The 17,638-nt window shown below is 73.0% G+C and carries 17 protein-coding genes; 4 read left to right on the forward strand and 13 right to left on the reverse strand.

Translation table 11 applies throughout. The features are described 5' to 3' along the window. Window positions 1–89: 89 nt before the first annotated feature. Window positions 90–857, forward strand: a complete 768-nt coding sequence (locus ACTWJ8_RS19220) for a diacylglycerol kinase (protein ID WP_443264939.1) — start codon at window positions 90–92, stop codon at window positions 855–857. A gap of 18 nt (window positions 858–875) precedes the next feature. Here the strand turns inward: ACTWJ8_RS19220 and ACTWJ8_RS19225 are convergent, their stop codons facing one another. Continuing rightward, window positions 876–1,385: a GbsR/MarR family transcriptional regulator gene (locus ACTWJ8_RS19225; RefSeq protein ID WP_443264656.1), complete on the reverse strand. Its 510-nt coding sequence runs from the start codon at window positions 1,383–1,385 to the stop codon at window positions 876–878. 92 nt (window positions 1,386–1,477) lie between these two features. Here ACTWJ8_RS19225 and ACTWJ8_RS19230 point away from each other — a divergent pair, with 92 nt between their 5' ends. Further along, entirely contained in the window at window positions 1,478–2,398 is a 921-nt protein-coding gene (locus ACTWJ8_RS19230; RefSeq protein ID WP_356387062.1) for an ABC transporter ATP-binding protein, read from the forward strand. Continuing rightward, a complete protein-coding gene (locus ACTWJ8_RS19235; protein WP_443264658.1) occupies window positions 2,395–4,011 on the forward strand; it encodes an ABC transporter permease in 1,617 nt (538 codons plus the stop codon). The genes ACTWJ8_RS19230 and ACTWJ8_RS19235 overlap by 4 nt, the downstream gene beginning before the upstream one ends. A 13-nt stretch (window positions 4,012–4,024) precedes the next feature. On the opposite strand, the gene ACTWJ8_RS19240 is transcribed toward ACTWJ8_RS19235, so the two are convergent. The 4 genes from ACTWJ8_RS19240 to ACTWJ8_RS19255 all read right to left on the reverse strand — a co-directional run bounded on the left by ACTWJ8_RS19240 (window position 4,025) and on the right by ACTWJ8_RS19255 (window position 8,240). Continuing rightward, the gene (locus tag ACTWJ8_RS19240; RefSeq protein WP_356387057.1) at window positions 4,025–5,245 is read right to left on the reverse strand and encodes a cytochrome P450; all 1,221 of its coding nucleotides are present in this window, start codon (window positions 5,243–5,245) and stop codon (window positions 4,025–4,027) included. 19 nt (window positions 5,246–5,264) lie between these two features. Next, entirely contained in the window at window positions 5,265–5,930 is a 666-nt protein-coding gene (locus ACTWJ8_RS19245; protein WP_356387054.1) for a response regulator transcription factor, read from the reverse strand. Then, on the reverse strand, window positions 5,927–7,258 hold the full coding sequence (locus ACTWJ8_RS19250) for a sensor histidine kinase (protein ID WP_443264660.1): 1,332 nt from the start codon (window positions 7,256–7,258) through the stop codon (window positions 5,927–5,929). The genes ACTWJ8_RS19245 and ACTWJ8_RS19250 overlap by 4 nt, the downstream gene beginning before the upstream one ends. Before the next feature lie 97 nt (window positions 7,259–7,355). Continuing rightward, window positions 7,356–8,240 carry an alpha/beta hydrolase gene (locus tag ACTWJ8_RS19255; RefSeq protein ID WP_443264661.1) on the reverse strand — a complete coding sequence of 295 codons (885 nt, stop codon included), beginning with the start codon at window positions 8,238–8,240 and terminating at the stop codon, window positions 7,356–7,358. Window positions 8,241–8,399: 159 nt separating this feature from the next. On the opposite strand from ACTWJ8_RS19255, the gene ACTWJ8_RS19260 reads away from it, so the two are divergent. Next, window positions 8,400–9,023: a TetR/AcrR family transcriptional regulator gene (locus ACTWJ8_RS19260; RefSeq protein ID WP_443264663.1), complete on the forward strand. Its 624-nt coding sequence runs from the start codon at window positions 8,400–8,402 to the stop codon at window positions 9,021–9,023. Between the two features lie 6 nt (window positions 9,024–9,029). Here ACTWJ8_RS19260 and ACTWJ8_RS19265 read toward each other — a convergent pair whose 3' ends face one another. The 8 genes from ACTWJ8_RS19265 to ACTWJ8_RS19300 all read right to left on the reverse strand — a co-directional run bounded on the left by ACTWJ8_RS19265 (window position 9,030) and on the right by ACTWJ8_RS19300 (window position 17,573). Next, complete coding sequence (locus ACTWJ8_RS19265) at window positions 9,030–9,692, reverse strand: HAD family hydrolase (RefSeq protein ID WP_356387042.1); 663 nt, start codon at window positions 9,690–9,692, stop codon at window positions 9,030–9,032. 1,555 nt (window positions 9,693–11,247) lie between these two features. Then, window positions 11,248–12,450, reverse strand: coding sequence for a kynureninase (gene kynU / locus ACTWJ8_RS19270; protein ID WP_356387040.1), 1,203 nt, complete (start codon window positions 12,448–12,450; stop codon window positions 11,248–11,250). Then, the gene (locus ACTWJ8_RS19275) at window positions 12,443–13,297 is read right to left on the reverse strand and encodes a tryptophan 2,3-dioxygenase family protein (RefSeq protein WP_356387037.1); all 855 of its coding nucleotides are present in this window, start codon (window positions 13,295–13,297) and stop codon (window positions 12,443–12,445) included. The genes kynU and ACTWJ8_RS19275 overlap by 8 nt, the downstream gene beginning before the upstream one ends. A 210-nt stretch (window positions 13,298–13,507) precedes the next feature. Further along, window positions 13,508–13,921, reverse strand: coding sequence for a DUF3151 domain-containing protein (locus ACTWJ8_RS19280; protein WP_356387034.1), 414 nt, complete (start codon window positions 13,919–13,921; stop codon window positions 13,508–13,510). Between the two features lie 125 nt (window positions 13,922–14,046). After that, complete coding sequence (gene fbaA, locus ACTWJ8_RS19285) at window positions 14,047–15,078, reverse strand: class II fructose-bisphosphate aldolase (protein WP_356387031.1); 1,032 nt, start codon at window positions 15,076–15,078, stop codon at window positions 14,047–14,049. 153 nt (window positions 15,079–15,231) lie between these two features. Beyond that, window positions 15,232–15,786, reverse strand: coding sequence for an orotate phosphoribosyltransferase (pyrE, locus tag ACTWJ8_RS19290; protein WP_356387028.1), 555 nt, complete (start codon window positions 15,784–15,786; stop codon window positions 15,232–15,234). A gap of 24 nt (window positions 15,787–15,810) precedes the next feature. Next, window positions 15,811–16,605 carry an aldose epimerase family protein gene (locus tag ACTWJ8_RS19295; RefSeq protein WP_443264664.1) on the reverse strand — a complete coding sequence of 265 codons (795 nt, stop codon included), beginning with the start codon at window positions 16,603–16,605 and terminating at the stop codon, window positions 15,811–15,813. Between the two features lie 26 nt (window positions 16,606–16,631). Next, window positions 16,632–17,573 carry an SRPBCC domain-containing protein gene (locus ACTWJ8_RS19300; protein WP_443264666.1) on the reverse strand — a complete coding sequence of 314 codons (942 nt, stop codon included), beginning with the start codon at window positions 17,571–17,573 and terminating at the stop codon, window positions 16,632–16,634. Window positions 17,574–17,638: the final 65 nt, after the last annotated feature.

Genomic DNA, 17,638 nt, shown 5'->3' on the forward strand with positions numbered 1-17,638 from the left:
TGGCGGCTTTGGACCATCCATCTGACCGTACGGACGGCGCGAGCGAGGGGCTGTCGCGGCAGCTTCTGGTGATCGTCGATCCGCTCGCGATGCGCGCCGACGGGGAGTCCGTGCGCATCGCCAAGGACGTCCTGTGCGCGGGTTCGACGGCGAAGGTGTGTCTCCCGGACGGCCCGGCGGAATTCGCGAAGGCGCTGGCCAAGCGGGGTGCGCGGCGGCCCGTGGTGATCGGCGACGACCGGGCGCTGCTGCGGGCGGTGACGCTGCTGCACCGGGAGCGGGAGCTGGCGGGCGCGGTGTTCTCGATGGTGCCGGTGGGCGCCGCGGTGTCGCTGGCCCGCTCGCTCGGGGTGCCGGGCGGCCCGGTCGCGGGGGCGCGGGCCGCGCTCGACGGGACGGAGCGCCGGCTCGATCTGCTGGTGGACGACAGCGACGGGGTGGTGCTCGGCGGCCTGTCCATCCCGCCGGTCGCCGACGGCGCCGGCGCGCGGTCGGCGGGGCAGCCGTGGTGGCGGGCGTGCGGGGCGCTGGTGCGGGGGCTCGCGGCGCGCTCGCCGCGGGGCGGTGAGCCGGAGGACGCGGGTCCCGCGCGGCTGCGGATCGAGGCGGACGGCGCGACGCTCGTCGACCTGGACCAGCCGGTGCGCGGGGTGTCGGTGCGGCCGTCGGCGGGCGACGGGCTCGCGCGGGTGGAGGTGCGGCGGACGGCGGAGGAGCCGGTGTGCGTACGGGCCCGGACGGTCACGGTGACCGGCGCCGACTTCCGGTACCGGGCCGACCAGGTGACGATCGGGGGGCCGGTGCGCAGGCGGACGTGGTCGGTGCGGCGGGAGGCGTGGTCGCTGGCGCTGCCCTGACCGGGCGCGCCGAGGGGCTCAGCCGTCGAGGCCCAGCGTCTTGCGGTGTTCGCGCCAGCGTTCCATCAGGTCGGCCAGCTCCACCTGGACGAACTCGAAGAAGGCCAGCGTCTCGCCGATGCGTCGGCCCGCCGGGGTGTCGGCTCCGAGGCTGTCGACGCCCTCGCGCAGGGAGTCCTCCCAGCGCTTCAGCACGCTGTCGCGGTTGGTCAGCGCCTCGTACCACTGGTTGCTGTGCACCCGGAAGAGATCGCGCCGCGTGCCGGGCTCGCGCTCGCGCGAGACCATGTGCTGCTGGGTGAGGTAGCGCACCGCCCCGGAGATCGCGGCGGGGCTGACCTGGAGCCGTGTGCCCAGCTCGGCGGAGGTGAGGGCGCCGGAGTCGGAGGCGAGCAGGGCCGCGAAGACCCGTGCGGGCATCCGCGTCATGCCGGCCTCGACGAGCTGTGCGGCGAACCGCTCGACGAACCGGGACCTGGCCTCGTCGGCCGCCCGCTCGTCCGTCCCGTCGGCGCCCCGCGTACTCATGTCCCGATCATCTCCCCTGGCCCGGTCTGCGACGCCAGTTTATACGCTTCCTTAACTTCACAAATTTGTGAAGTCCGCGTAGCTTCAGAATCATGACGAAGGCAATCACGGTCTCCGGACTGCACAAGTCGTTCGGCAGGACCCACGCGCTCGACGGACTCGACCTGGACGTCGAGGCCGGCGAAGTGCACGGCTTCCTCGGTCCGAACGGGGCCGGGAAGTCCACCACCATCCGCGTCCTGCTCGGACTGCTGCGCGCCGACTCCGGCGCCGTCCAGCTGCTCGGCAGGGACCCGTGGACGGACGCGGTGGAGCTGCACCGCAAGGTCGCGTACGTGCCCGGCGACGTGACGCTGTGGCGCAACCTCAGCGGCGGCGAGGTCATCGACCTCTACGGGCGGCTGCGCGGCGGCCTCGACAAGAAGCGCAAGGCCGAGCTGATCGAGCGCTTCGAACTCGACCCGACGAAGAAGGGCCGCACCTACTCCAAGGGCAACCGGCAGAAGGTCGCCCTCGTCGCCGCCTTCGCCGCGACCGACATCGACGTACTGATCCTCGACGAACCCACCTCCGGGCTCGACCCGCTGATGGAGGACGTCTTCCAGTCCTACGTCGAGGAGGCCGCGCGCGAGCACGGGCGGACGGTGCTGCTGTCCTCGCACATCCTCAGCGAGGTGGAGGAGCTGTGCGACCGGGTCAGCATCATCCGCAAGGGCGTCACCGTGGAGAGCGGTTCCCTCGCCGACCTGCGACACCTGACCCGCACCAGCGTCACCGCCGAACTCGCCGGGCCGCCGAACGGGCTCGCCGACCTCCCCGGCGTCCACGACCTCGACGTGCAGGGCAGGCGGGTGCGGCTCCAGGTCGACACCGACAAGCTCGACGCCGTCCTGCGCTCCCTCACCGGGTCCGGCGTGCGCTCGCTGACCAGCACCCCGCCCACCCTGGAGGAGCTGTTCATGCGGCACTACCAGGACGACGTGCGCGCGCCCGAAGCGGCGGTGGCCCGATGACGACCCTCGCGAGCGGCAACCGCTACGTGTCACGGTCCGGCGGCGCGCGGCACCTCGCCGGCACCGGGACCCTGCTCCGGCTGGCCCTGCGGCGCGACCGCGTCATGATGCCCGTATGGATCGCCATCACCGCGGTGATGGTCGTGTCGATGCCGAACTCGCTCGACGCCGTGTGGCCCACGGCCGCCGAGCGGGCCGACATCGCGGCGTCCATGAACACCAACGGCTCGATGCGCGCCATGTACGGGCCGGTCTTCGGGGACTCGCTCGGCGCGCTCACGGCGTGGCGCGCGGGCACCTTCGCCGCCGTCTTCGCCGCGATCATGAGCCTGCTCGTCGTCGTGCGGCACACCCGTGACGAGGAGGAGAGCGGGCGGCAGGAACTCGTGTCGTCGGCGATGGTGGGGCGGCGCGCGCCGCTGACCGCCGCGCTGCTCGCGGCCCTCGTCGGCAACGCGGTGCTCGCGCTGCTCATCACCGGCGGGCTCGCCGCCCAGGGCGGCGCGGGGGCGCTCGCGCTCGGGCTCGCGATCGGCGGCTGCGGCATGGTGTTCGCGACGATGGCCGCGATCGTCGCCCAGTTCACGGAGAGCGCCCGGCTCGCCCGCGGCGCGACGTCCGCGGTGCTCGGTGTGGCCTTCGTGCTGCGGGCCGCGGGCGACTCCGGCACGAACGACGGCTCGTCGCCGCTGACCTGGATCTCGCCGATCGGCTGGGTCGAGAACGTGCGGGCCTTCGCGGACGAGCGGTGGTGGGTGCTCGGGCTGTTCGTCGCCGCCGTCCTGATCCAGGGCGCCATCGGCTACGAGCTGGCCGGGCGCCGCGACATCGGCATGAGCTTCCTGCCGACCCGGCCGGGACCCGCCGACGGCCGTCTCGGCACGGCGGGCGCGCTGGCCTGGCGCCTGCAGCGCGGCAGCGTCATCGGCTGGTCCCTCGGGTTCCTCGCCGCAGGCGTCGTCTTCGGCGGGATGACCGAGGGGGCGGCCGACCTGGTCGGCGACAGCGCGAACACCGTGGAGATCATCGAGCGGATGGGCGGCCACTCCGGGATCACCGACGCCTTCCTCGCCACGATGGTCGGCATGCTCGGGATGGTCGCCGCGCTCTACATCGTGCAGGCGGTGCTGCGGCTGAACGGCGAGGAGACCTCGCAGCGCGCCGAACCGATCCTCGCGAACGCGGTCGGCCGGATCTCCTGGGCGGCGGGCCACCTCGTGATCGCCTTCGCGGGCGCCGCGCTGATCATGCTGCTCGGCGGCCTCGGCCTCGCGCTCGGCTACGGCCAGGAGTTCGGCCCGATCGTCGCCGCCTGCCTGGTCCAGCTCGCCGCGATCTGGACGCTCGGCGGCGTGGCCGTGCTCCTGTACGGGCTGCTGCCGAGGGCCGCCGTCGCCGCGTGGGCCGCGGCGGGCGCGGCCCTCCTCATCGGCTGGATCGGCCCGGCCCTGAAGCTCCCGCAGGCGGTGATGGACGTGTCCCCGTTCGGCCACCTCCCGAAGCTCCCGGGCGGCGCCATGACCTGGCCCCCGGTCGTCGCGGAACTGGCCCTCGCGGCGGTCCTCGTGACGGCGGGCCTGATCGGCCTGCGCCGCCGCGACATGTCCAACTGACCCCGCCGCCCTCTCACAGTTCGACGCGCAGACCCTCCAGGCCCCGGATGACGAAGTTCGGTTTGCGTGGGGGCTCCGACGCGAGGCGCAGCGTCGGTGCCTGCGTCAGCAACGCCCGCATCGACGCCGCCAGTTCGATGCGGGCCAGCGGGGCGCCGATGCAGTAGTGGATGCCCGCCGAGAAGGAGATGTGCGGGTTGTCGGCGCGGGTCAGGTCCAGCCTGTCCGGGGCGGCGAAGACCGCCGGGTCGTGGTTGGCGGAGCCGAAGAGGAGGGCCACCTCCGAGCCGACCGGGAGCGTGGTGCCCGCGACCTCGATCTCGTCGAGCACCCACCGTTCGAAGAGCTGGAGCGGGGTGTCGTAGCGCATCAGCTCCTCGACGGCCGTGGGGACCAGGGAGTGATCGGCGCGCAGGGCGGCGAGCTGCTCGGGGTGGCGGAACAGGGCCCACCAGCCGTTCACGGTCGCGTTCACGGTGGCCTCGTGGCCCGCGTTGAGCAGCAGCACGCAGGTCGAGATCATCTCCTGCTCGGTGAGGCGCGTGCCGTCCTCGTCGTCGTGGGCCGCGATGAGCCCCGAGATCAGGTCGTCGGCGGGCCGGGCGCGGCGCTCGGCGATCAACTCCCGCAGGTATGCGGTGAATTCGAGCGACGCGGTGACCGCGGCCCGCGCCGTCTCCTCCGACGGGTTCAGCTCGTACATCCCGCAGATCGCCGCCGACCAGGGCCGCAGCGGCGCCCGGTCGCCCTCGGGGATGCCGAGCATCTCCGCGATGACCGCCACCGGCAGCGGTTCGGCGACGGCCGTCAGCAGATCGCCGCCCCCGTCGGCCACCAGGCCCGCGACCAGCTCCCCCGCCAGCTTCTCCACGTACGGCTGGAGCCGCCGCACCGTGCCTGGCGTGAACGCCTTCGACACCAAGCGGCGGATCCGCGTGTGGTCCGGCGGTTCGAGGTCGAGCATGCCGTGGTCGTTGAGGGTGTGGAACGGCTCGTGCGCGGCGGGCGGCGCCGTGCGCCCGAAGTCCTCGTGCGCGTACCGGTGCCGGTAGGTGCGCCCGAGCCGCCGGTCGCGCAGGAGCGCCGACACGTCGGCGTGGTGCGGGATCAGATACTGGTTCGACGGCGCGAACCAGTGCACACGCCCCGCCGCCCGCAGCTCCGCGTAGCCGGGATACGGGTCGGCGACGAACTCCGGTGACCAGGGGGCGAACTTCTCGGCGATCGCGTCCATGACCGGACGCTAGCCCCGCTCACCCGGGCGTGACCAGACGTGCCTCGTACGCGAACACCGCCGCCTGCGTCCGGTCCCGCAGGCCGAGCTTCACCAGGACGCGGCTGACGTGCGTCTTGATCGTCGACTCGGCGACCACGAGCCGCTCCGCGATCTCGATGTTCGACAGGCCCTGCGCGATCAGGACCAGCACCTCCGTCTCGCGCTCGGTCAGCTCCCCGTACGCGTCCTGCTGCCGTGCGGCCGGTCCCTTCGCGGACTCCGACAGCTTGGCGAACTCGGTGATCAGGCGGCGCGTCACGGTCGGCGCGAGCAGCGCGTCGCCGCCCGCCACCACCCGTACGCCGTCCGCGAGTTCGCGCGCCGACGCGTCCTTGAGGAGGAAGCCGGAGGCGCCCGCCCGCAGCGCCTGGTACACGTATTCGTCGAGGTCGAAGGTGGTCAGGACGAGGACCTTCGTGCCCGCGTCCGCCGCGACGATCTCCCGGGTCGCCTCGATGCCGTTCAGCTCCGGCATCCGGATGTCCATCAGGACGACGTCAGGGCGCAGCTCGCGGACCTTGGCGACGGCCTCCGCGCCGTTGACCGCCTCGCCGACCACCTCGATGTCCGGCATCGCGTTCAGGAGCACCGAGAAGCCCTCGCGGACCATCATCTGGTCGTCGGCGATCAGCACCCGGATCACGCCGCGTCCTCCGGCTCGCTCCTGCGCGCGTCGACCGGGACGAAGACGGTGACCTCGTACCCGCCGTCGTCCGTGCCGCCCGCCGTCATCTCCCCGCCGAGCATCGACACCCGCTCCCGCATGCCCGTGATGCCGTGCCCCGCGCCGGGCGACGGCTTGACCAGGCCCGTCGACGGACCGTTGACGATCCGCAGCCCCAGGCCCCCGAGCACGTACGACACCTCGACGGCGGCCTGCGAACCGGGCGCGTGCCGCAGCGCGTTGCTCAGCGCCTCCTGCACGATCCGGTACGCCGACAGCTCGACGCCCTGCGGGAGTTCACGGACCGCGCCCGTCACCGTCCTGGTCACGCTCAGGCCCGCGTCCCGCACGTTCTCCACGAGCCGGTCCAGATCGGCGAGCGTGGGCTGCGGGGCGTCCGGCGCCTCGTAGTCCTCCGCCCGTACGACACCGAGGACGCGGCGCAGTTCGGTGAGCGCCGCCACCGCGTTCTCCCGGATCGTGGCGAACGCCTGCTCCAGCTCGGCCGGCGGATTCTCCACCCGGTACGGCGCGGCCTCCGCCTGGATCGCCACGACCGACATGTGGTGCGCCACCACGTCGTGCAGCTCGCGCGCGATGTTCGTGCGCTCCTCCAGGAGCGTGCGCCGGTCCCGCTCGACGGCGGTGACCGTGCGCTCCTGGACGACCTCGCGGCGCGCGCTCCTGTTGACCTGCACGAGCGCGACGATCGCGACGCCGATGCCGGAGAGCACCGCCACGGGGATGGCGATGCCGCCGTCGAGGCCCCCGAAGACCGCAGCGGAGCCCAGCGCGTACAGCGTGGAAAGACCCCACATCCACGCCGCCGTACGCGGCCGGGTGCGCGCCGCGACCACCAGCATCACGACCGTGTGGCCCAGGATGCTGCCGCCCGACCACGGGTAGAGGCCGTCGCTCGTCGCCCACACCAGGACGGGCGCCACCGCGAGGGAGAGCCACCAGGCGAGGACCGGCCGCAGCAGGGTGAGCGCCACGGGGACCGAGACCATCAGACCGGCGACGAGCGCGAAGACGCTGTCGTCGAGGGCGCCGTAGCTCGCCATGCCCGTGATCAGGGTGAACGCGGCCAGGGTGAGGACGACGGCGTGCGGCAGCAGGCCCAGGTGCCGGCGCAGGCGCTCCGGGACCAGCTGGGCCCACGGTCCGTCCATCGCCGCCCTGGGCAGCGGCCGGTACGCCCGCACGTCCCGGAAGAGGTCCTCGCGCAGCCCCCGCAGCGCCGACTTGGCGAGACTGAACTCAGGGCTGTGCTCGCGCGGGCCCTGGATGATGGTCGTGTCGGTCATGGCATTCACGGTAGGCCGCGGGGGTGCGGGGCCGCGTCCGCACGGAGAAGGGTTCGCGGGCGTCCGCCTCAAGTACTACGGCCCGACCGCCGGGCGCTCACCACGCCAGCTGAGCCAGCTCCTCGGCGACCACGGCGCAGGCGTCCGCGGCCGGGTCGATCAGCGGGAAGTGGCCGACGTCCTCCAGGAACGTGACGCCCACGACCTCGCCGGCCTTCGCCGCCGCGTCCGCGTACGCCTCCGCGAGCGCGAACGGCACGGTGGTGTCCGTACGGCCCTGGACCACGGTCGTCGCGACGCCCGTCGGCAGCAGCTCAGCCGGGTCCGCGTACGGCCGCCGCTCGTCGAACAACTCCCGCATCCTGCCGAGCAGTTGCACGCACGCGCCGCCGCACACCCCCAGCTCCTCGGCGAGCGTGAAGCCGACCAGCGGGGCCAGGGCGACGACGCCGCGCAGCGCCGCCGAGTTCGGGGTGCGCCACGGGGCGCCCTCCGGCAGCACGTGCCGGGCGCCCGCCCACAGCGCGAGCTGGCCGCCCGCCGAGTGTCCCGTCACGACGGTGCGGCGCGGGTCGGCGGACGGCAGGTGCTCGGAGACGAGCTCCGGCATCGCGTCGAGCGCGGCGGCGACATCGTCGAACGTCTCCGGCCACCGCCCGGCAACAGGCCCCTCCGCCCCCTGGTGAGGCACGGAACTCCCCCTCCGATACTCCACATTGGCGACGGCGAAGCCGCGCCGGGCGAGGAAGTCGCAGAACGGCGTCATGTACTGCCGGTCGTACGGGGCCCGCCACGCGCCGCCGTGCAGCACCACGACCAGCGGGGCCGCGGTCGACGCGTCCCTCGGGGCGTAGAAGTCGACGATCTGATCCGGGTGATCGCCGTACGCGGCGCTGACGTCCGGCTCCACCGCGGGATGCGAGAAGGCCGACGCCTCCTCGGCCGCCTCGCGGGTGGCGCCGGACTGGTCGGGGTCTGGCATGCTCCAACCTCTCGACATCGTGCGGAACTTGTCGAAATACGAACGAACCGTCCGGGAGCCGGTCGGTTACGGGTATGCGGACGCTACCAGGCCCGTGACGTGCGTCAACACGTACAGTGACCGCGCAAACGGTTCGTTCGTGCCGTTACCCTGTCGGGCATGACCGGCAACCCGAGCCAGGCGCCCGAACCCGGCACGCTCCGTCCCGGCGGGCGGACCGCCCGTGTCCGCGCGGCGGTCCTCGAGGCGGCGGGCGACGTCCTGGCGGAACACGGCTTCGACCGCCTCGACCTGGCCGATGTCGCGCGGCGCGCGGACGTCGGCAAGACGACGGTGTACCGGCGGTGGGGCACGCCCACGGGTCTCGTCACCGACCTCCTCGACCACATGGCCCAGGAGTCCGTCCCGCGCACCGAGACGGGCACGCTCCACGGCGACCTGACCGCCAACGCCCACCTCGTCCACCGCACCCTCTCCGACCCCCGCCAGGGCCCCCTCTTCCGCGCGGTGATCGCGGCGGCCACCTGCGACCCGCGCACGGCGACGGCCCTCTCCCGCTTCTACGAGGTACGGGTGGCGGAGTGGGCGCCGTGCGTGGAGGCGGCGGTGACCCGCGCGGAACTCCCTCCGGGCACGGACCCGTCCAACGTCATCCGCGCGGTCTCGGCCCCCCTGTACTACCACCTCCTCACAACCGGCACGCCTCCCACGGAAGCGGACGCGGACCGCGCGGTGGCGGCGGCTGTGGCGGCGGGGGTGGCGGGGGTGTTCGTGGTGGGGTGAGGTGGGCTACGGGCAGCTCTGGCTTGGCCGGTTGAGGACGTGGCCGATCGCTGCCGCGACGTCGTCGGCGGATTCGGTGGGGCGGTAGGACGTCTCCGTCCATGCCCGCCCGTTCGACACCCACACGCTCGGCAGGCGAAGGGCGTGGGCGCCGCCGATGTCGGCGTGCGGCGAGTCTCCGACGACCCAGGCGCCGGAGAGCGTGACCCCGGCGATGTCTCCGGCCGCCCGGAAGATCTCGGGCTCCGGCTTCTTGTGCCCGACGCTCTCGGAGACGGCCCAGCCCTGCACGAGCCGGTCGAGCCCCGTGTTGACGATCTTCGCTTCCTGCTGCCTGGTGCCGCCGTTGGTGACGATCACGGGCGTCCAGCCGGATGCGCGCGCCCTGTTCAGGGCGTCACGTACGGAATCGTCGAGGACCACGTACCGGGCACCGCCGTCGTCGAGCAGTGCGTGGATGGCGGAGGCGGGGACCGTCTCCCGGTACCGGTCGATCAGAGCCGCGGCGACGTCGTGACGCGCGGCGTAACCGTGGGCGTCCAGCTCGATGACCCGGTCGAGGTCGGCGCACGGCAGGCCGTGGTCGGCCAGCAGCGCCCTGACCGAGGCACGGAACGCCGCGTCCCGGTCTACGAGGGTGTTGTCCAGGTCCAGCATCAGCAACGGCATACCCGAAGTAGACCAGGGGCTCCGCCCATCGGAGGGGTTCGGTTCCGGTACGGGTCCGGCGTGCGCCGCTTGGCCTTTACGGGGGCCAGTCACATCCCACCACCCGCCCTCCGGGGGGGCGTCGGACCCCCCACGGTGAACGGCAGAACCACCTGGGCAACGGCCCGCCCATCCAGGGGGCGCATCGGTCCGACGTGCACTGGCGCGCTCGACCATCGGCACAACGCCACATGTGGTGCGGCCAGACCACCCCCACCCGCGCGTCGGCCCGCACATGGGGATGGCCCACCCGGGCCACCAACGCCTGCGGGGCACGGCAGTCCTTCCGGCCCCCGCCTACATCCCATCACCCGCCCCCTCCTGGGGCATCGGCCTTACGGAGTGCCGCAACGGTCATGGTCCGCCGCGCGCGCATTGAGCGGCAGGGTGGGCAAGGCGCCGCGGAATGGAACGCCGCGTCAGGCCCCGCCACGGTAAGCGGCGAACCCCGTGGGCATCGGCCCACGTACGCGTACGGTCGGCCGAACACCAGACACCCCGACACGGCGCCGTACCAACGCCTTTACGAGGCACGGCAGTACCTCCGGCTCCCGCCCACTCGGGGTGCCGTCCTGGCGGCAGCTGCTCCACCGCCGGTAGAGGCCCCCGCTTTGGCCCGCGGTTCAACGCGCCTGCCAAGGCGGCAAGTTGGCGAGTCCGTTGCGCCCGGCACCGAGGTCGTGGCCGACCACAGTCGAGGTCCGCGGCCCGGAGCTGCGTGCGGGAAGCGGATGGCGGCAACACAGGAAAGCGCAGGCCACCGGCGCCGACTCCCGGGCGCCCCAGGCACGGGGGCCGAGCCCCCCGGGAGGGGGCGGGTGGGTGGGAGATGGGCGGGGACCGGGGACCGGCGGGCGGATGGCCACGCGGTGCGGGGGGGGCGGGGCCGGAACCCGGGGGTGTGGGACCGCGCAGGTCAGGGAGGCGCGGCATGAGTCGGACCCCGGAGATGCGCAACCGTGCGGGACGGCGTACTCGCGGTGCGGGCAGGCCAAGCGACGTCGCGCGCCGGGGGCAGGGTCCGGCCCCCGGTGGACGTGGCGGAGGGACGTCTGTGGAGGGCGTTCGCCGGCGAGGCCAGAGCACGGGCCTGGCCCCGGTGGGCTCCACCAGGTCGGACTCCCACCCGGCCCCACCCACGGGGGCCGAGCTCCCGGAGGGGGCGGGTGGGTGGGAGATGAGCGGGCACCGGGGCCCCGGACCCGGCAGGCGGGCGGGCATGCGGGACTGGAGGCGCGAGGCCAGGGCCCGGCGGGGCGTGAGCCCGATCAGGAGCAGTCCGGCTGGGAGCGCCTGCGAGGGGCGGTCCGGCGGGGCCCGGGCCCCGCCCCGGTGGACCCCAGCCGTGTAGGGGCCCACGGGGGCCGAGCCCCCGGAGGGGGCGGGTGGGTGGGAGAGGGGCGGGGGCCGGGGCCCCGGACCCGATGGGCGCGAGGGGGCGGCGGGGGCGGAGGCCGTACGCCTCCGGAGCCCACCACGGCGTCAAGGCACGGCCCCCGCCGGGACGGCCCCGGTCCTACGAGAGTTCCCGGCCCAGCACTCCCGCCGCCCGTTCCACATCCGCGAAGGACAGGTACAGGGGCGTGAAGCCGAAGCGGAGGATGTCGGGGGCGCGGAAGTCGCCGACGACGCCGGCCGCGATGAGGCGGGTCATGACCTCCCCCGCGTCGGCGCAACGGAGCGCCACCTGGCTCCCTCTCTCCCCTCGCTCGACCGGGGTCACGGTCTCGACCCTGCCCCCGGCAACGTACGCCTCGACGCACTCCAGGAAGAAGTCCGTCAGCGCGAGCGACTTCGCGCGCACCGCGTCGATCGAGACGTCGGGGCGCGACCAGACGTCGAGCGCCGCTTCGAGCGCCAGCATCGACAGGATGTCCGGCGTCCCGACCCGCCCCCGCACGACCCCGTCCGCCGCCTCGTACGTCGACCGCATGCCGAACGGCTCGGCGTGCGAGTTCCACCCCGGAAGCGGCGAGTCGAAGGCCGCCTGGTGTTCCCGTCGCACGTACAGGTACGCCGGTGAACCCGGCCCCCCGTTCAGGAACTTGTACGTGCAGCCGACCGCGAGGTCGACCCCGTGCGCGTCGAGTCCGACCGGCAGCGCGCCCGCGCTGTGGCACAGGTCCCACACCGATATCGCGCCCGCCGCACGGATCGCCGCCGTCAGCGACGGCAGGTCGTGCAGGCGTCCGGTGCGGTAGTCGACGTGGTTCAGGAGCACCGCCGCCGTCCGTGACGACAGCGCGCCCGGCACCTCGCCGGGTTCCACCGCCCGTACCGAACACCCCGTCATCCGGGCCGCGGAGGCGGCGATGTAGCCGTCCGTGGGGAACGTCGCCGCGTCGACCAGGATCTCGTCCCGCCCGGCCTCGGGACCGCCCGCGAGCCGCACCGCGCCCACAAGTGCCTTGAAGACGTTGACACTTGTGGAGTCGCCGACCACCACCTGCCCGTCGGCCGCGCCCACCAGCGGGGCGATCCGGTCGCCGATCCGCTCGGGCGCCGTCCACCACCCCGACTCCGTCCACGAACGGATCCGCAGCTCGCCCCACTGCCGCCGCACGACGTCCTCGACCCGGCCCGGCACGTTCGCGGGCAACGCGCCCAGGGAGTTTCCGTCGAGGTAGACGACACCCTCGTCGAGGACGAAGTCGCCGCGCACGGACGCCAGTTGGTCGGAAGCGTCCAGTTCCTTCGCCCGCTCGTACAGGTCAGACATGGGACCTCGCCGTCCACAGCTCGGGGAACACGTTCTTCTGCGCCCGCTTCTCCAGCCACGCCACCCCGGCGGAGCCACCGGTGCCCGCCTTGGCGCCCATGGCGCGCCTCGTGGCCACCAGATGGTCGTTGCGCCAGCGCCACACCAGCTCGGCGACGTCCGTCAACGCCTCGCCGAGCCGCGCGAGTTCGTCGTTCTCGTCGCCCGCGTACAGGCGCGTCCACACCGCCTCGACCTCCGGCGACGGCTCGTACTTCTTCGACACGTCACGGTCGAGGACCGCGCGCGGCACCGGATGCCCGCGCCGGGCGAGCAGCCGCAGCACCTCGTCGTACAGGCTCGGCTCGTGCAGTGCCTTCTCCAGCTCGGCGTGGACGCGGGGCGCGCCGCGGTGCGGCACCAGCATCGACGCCGACTTGTCGCCGAGCAGGAACTCCATCCGCCGGTACATCGCCGACTGGAAGCCGGAGCCCTCGCCGAGCGCGGAGCGGTACGAGTTGAACTGGGCGGGGGTGAGCTGTCCGAGCGGCCGCCACGAGGCGTTGAGCGCCTCCAGCTCCCTGACGGACCGTTTCAGCGCCGCGATCGCCGTCGGTACGTCGTCCGTGCCGAGCGCGCGGGCCGCCGTCTCCCACTCGTGCACGATGACCGTGAACCACAGCTCCATGACCTGGGTCGTGACCAGGAAGACCATCTCGCCGGGGTCGTCCGAGCGGAGGTGCTGGAGGTGGGTGAGGACGTCGGCCTGGACGTAGTCCTCGTAGGGCGTGGTGCCCGCGAAGTCGAGATGCGGGGTGGCGGGCGCCTCTGTGTCGCGCCCCGCCTCGTGATCCGCGTCGTGGGACATCGCTGTCTCCTGTTTTGTACTCCGGGTAGCGGTCCGCCCTGCCGTTACCGACACGGGGCCCCGGTCCCCACGTGCATCCTCCGCAATCGTCCCCGGAAACGGCAACCCGAAAGAAAGGCGCGTGGCGCTTCCTTGGAAGGGCGGTGGTGGGAGACGGGTGGGCCCGCCTGGTCACAATGGACCGGGCGGGCCTGAGACGGCGGAAAACGCTCAGGTCAGCGTCTGCGCGGCGGTCTCCGAGGAGTCCTTGAGGAACTGCGTGCAGCGCTCGTACTCCTCCTGCTCGCCGATGGCGCCCGCGGCCCGCGCGAGGGCGTGCAGGGCGCGCAGGAAGCCGCGGTTGGGCTCGTGCTCCCACGGCACCGGGCCGTGGCCCTTCCAGCCGCTGCGGCGCAGCGAGTCGAGGCCGCGGTGGTAGCCCGTGCGGGCGTAGGCGTACGACTCGACGACGCTGCCGCGCTCGAACGCGTCGTCGGCGAGCTGTGCCCAGGCGAGCGAGGAGGTGGGGTACTTCGCGGCGACGTCCGCGGGTGCCGTGCCGGCCGCGAGCAGCTCGCGGGGCTCCGGGTCGTCCGGGAGCTCGGTCGGGGGCGGACCGCCGAGGAGGTTCTCGTGAAGGTTCATGGGTTCCAGTGTGCCGCGCCCCGGTGGTGATCCGTCGAGCGGCCTGCCCACATGCCGCGGGCCCGGCCCCCACATGCCGCGGGCCCGGCCCCCACAGGGAGGACCGGGCCCGTGAACTGGAAGGACTACTTGATTCGCGTGCCCGTCGAGCGCAGGTTCTCGCAGGCCTGGACGACGCGGGCGGTCATGCTCGCCTCGGCCTTCTTGCCCCACACGCGCGGGTCGTACGTCTTCTTGTTGCCGACCTCGCCGTCGACCTTCAGGACGCCGTCGTAGTTCTCGAACATGTGACCGGCGATGGGCCGGGTGAAGGCGTACTGGGTGTCGGTGTCGAGGTTCATCTTCACGACGCCGTTCTCCAGCGCGGTGTGGATCTCCTCGATCGTCGAGCCGGAGCCGCCGTGGAAGACGAAGTCGAACGGCTTCGAGCCGGCCGGCTGACCGTACTTCGCGGCGACGCCCTCGTTCAGCTCCTTGAGCAGGTCGGGGCGGAGCACGACGTTGCCCGGCTTGTAGACGCCGTGCACGTTGCCGAAGGACGCGGCCAGCAGGTAGCGGCCCTTCTCGCCCAGGCCGAGGGCCTCGGCGGTGCGCAGCGCGTCGTCGACCGTGGTGTAGAGGTTGTCGTTGATCTCGTGCGAGACGCCGTCCTCCTCGCCACCGGTCGGCGTGATCTCGATCTCGAGGATGATGTTCGCGGCCTTGGCCTTGGCGAGCAGCTCCTGGGCGATCTCCAGGTTGTCGGTCAGCGTCTCGGCCGAGCCGTCCCACATGTGGGACTGGAAGAGCGGCAGGCCGCCGGCCTCGACGCGCTTCTGCGAGATCGCGAGCAGCGGGCGCACATAGCCGTCCAGCTTGCCCTTGGGGCAGTGGTCGGTGTGCAGCGCGATCTTGTTGCCGTAGCGGGCGGCCGCCACGTGCGCGAACTCGGCGAGCGCCTCGGCGCCCACGACCATGTCCTTCACGCCCTGGCCCGAGAGGTACTCGGCGCCACCGGTGGAGATCTGGATGATGCCGTCGGACTCGGCCTCGGCGAAGCCCTGAAGCGCGGCGTTCAGGGTCTGCGTCGACGAGACGTTGATGGCCGGGTAGGCGAACTTCCCCGCCTTGGCCCGGTCGAGCATCTCGTTGTACTGGTCCGGGGTTGCGATGGCCATCTGCCGTCTCCTCGTAAAGCGCGGGTTGCGGGGCTCGGGTTGTGGTTCTCGGTGACCCTCACCAAGCGTCAAGGGGTGACATCATCGTCGACCCCATCTTTCCAGACTTGTGCGAATGCTCCAGCCCGGCGAAGGTCCCGAAGGACGCGGGGCTCAGTCCAGGCCGAGCTCGTCCTTCGAGAAGGCGAAGAGGTACGGCACCCCGGCGCCCTCGGTGATCTTCTCGGCGGCGCCGGTGGCCCGGTCCACGATGGTCGCGACGGCGACGACCTCGGCCCCGGCCTCGCGCACCGCCTGCACGGCCTCCAGCGGGGAGCCGCCGGTGGTGGACGTGTCCTCGACGACGAGCACCCGGCGGCCCTTGATCTCCGGGCCCTCCACGCGCTTCTGCAGGCCGTGCGCCTTGGCGGCCTTGCGGACGACGAACGCGTCGAGGCGCTGACCGCGCGCGGCGGCGGCGTGCAGCATCGCCGTCGCGACCGGGTCGGCGCCCATGGTGAGGCCGCCGACCGCGTCGAAGTCGAGCTCGGCGGTCAGGTCGAGCAGCACCTGGCCGACCAGCGGGGCGGCCTCGCCGTCGAGGGTGACGCGGCGCAGGTCGACGTAGTAGTCGGCCTCGATGCCGGAGGACAGCGTCACCTTGCCGTGCACCACGGCCTTGTTCTTGATCTGCGTCAGCAGCGCGTCGCGCACGTCGTTCGTCGTCATGCCTACGAGCTTAAAGGGCGCGTTTTACAGGTGGCGCCAGGTCCAGGTGGTGCTCGCCTCCAGCGGCTCGACCGGGGTGACCAGGCGCGGCGCGGTGTTCAGGCCGTTCGGGGGCCCGGTCTGCGGTTCGACGCAGACGGCCGCGTCCTGCTCGTCGTAGACGACGACCCACTGCTCGGGGCTCTTCACCTCGACCTGGAGGGCGCCGGGCCAGGACAGCGTGACGTCGACGCCGTCGGGCATCCCGAAGCAGTCGTCCCAGGGGCCCCGGGTGGCCTCGATGCGGTTGCCGGTCGGCAGGTGGTCGGCGCCGCGCTCCTCCTGCCAGGCCGGGTCGAAGGCGATCTGCACGCTGGTGCCGCCGTCGGTGACGACCCGGTTGAACCAAGGGTGCCAGCCGAGCTGCGCCGGGAACGAGTCGCCGTACGTCTCGATGCCGAGCGACAGGGTCAGCGAGTCCTCGGCGAGCGAGACGAGCTGCGTGACGCGCCCGCTGTACGGCCAGGGCTCGGCGAGGTCGTACGTGAACGCGGCCTCGGTGCGGGTCTCGCGCGCGGTGGTCCACTCGGTGTTCCTGCCGAAGCCGTGGATGGCGTGCGGCGGCGAGTTCAGCGGCATCTGGTGGACCTCGCCGCCGTTGCGGAACCGTCCTTCCTTGATGCGGCCGCACCACGGCACCATCGGGAAGCAGCCGTACTTCTCGCCCTGTCGCAGCAGCTCGGTGCCGGCGATCTTCAGGCTGCTGATACGGCAGCCGTTGCCCGGCGCCACGGTCACTTCCGCGTCGCCCGCGGTCAGCGTCGTCTCCTGTGTCGTCACGGCTCCCGAGCCTATGCCGGGGACCGCTACCGGCGCCTGCGCAGGGCCCTCCCGACGACGATCGCGGAGGCGAGCGCGACGGCCGCGGCGGGCGCGGCCCAGCGCAGGGTGGCGCTCGTCGTGACGCCCTCGGGCGCGGGCACGGGGGCGTACCGGCCGCGCGGGGGCGCGTGGTCGACCTCCTCCGCGCTGCGGCCGATCATCGTGCGCCGGGCGTGCGCGGCGGCGGGCTCCGCCGGGAGGCCCTCGGGGTCGTCCGTCGCGGCGAGGTCGGTGTCCGGGTCGAGGGACGGGGGCGGGATCTCGGTGTCGAACACGGAGGAGTGGTCGGGGGTGACGTCCAGCGCGTCGTCGAGAGCGTCGTCCAGCGCGTCGTCGGGCGCGGGGCGCTCGATCGGGCTGGTTCCTGTGCCGCCGACCGTGTGGTCGGCGGGGCCTTCGCCGCGCTCCTCGCCGGCCTCGCCCTCGGCGTCCATGTCGGTGTCCGTGTCCGTGTCCGTGTCGGTGTCGGTGTCCGCGCGCATGTCCTCGTCGGGGTCCGAGCCCGGTTCCTGGCCCGTCGCGCCGAGGTTCTCCGCGAAACGGTTCAGCAGGCGGTGCGCCGCCGATGCCACGGCCTCGCGCGGCAGTTCGGCGACCCGGCCGTCGCCCGCGCCCGTACCGGAGAAGGAGACGGCGGAGCCGCCCGCCGCCGCAGCGACCCGGGCGGTCAGGGAGAACGTCACGGCTCCGGAGCCGCGGGCCTCGGTGCCGTCGCCCGACAGGGCGAAGGAGCCGTCCGCCGACTGCGTCACGCTGACGCTGCCGCGATACGTGATGGTGTGCCCGCCGATGCGGACCTTCAGGCGGCCTCCGCCACCGGAGGCGTCGCGCTGGAAGCCGGGCAGGGCCCGGTCGACGCGTTGGGGATCGCAGAGCACCGCCCGCAGTGACTCCGCCGGAACCGGAACGAACACCTCATGCTCCATGCTGCCGAGCCTAGCGACCCCGTCGCTCACGTGTACCCCCTTCCCGGCCGCGGGTCGTACTTTCC

It is taken from the genome of Streptomyces sp. SDT5-1 (genome assembly GCF_052245995.1).
Classification (GTDB): domain Bacteria; phylum Actinomycetota; class Actinomycetes; order Streptomycetales; family Streptomycetaceae; genus Streptomyces.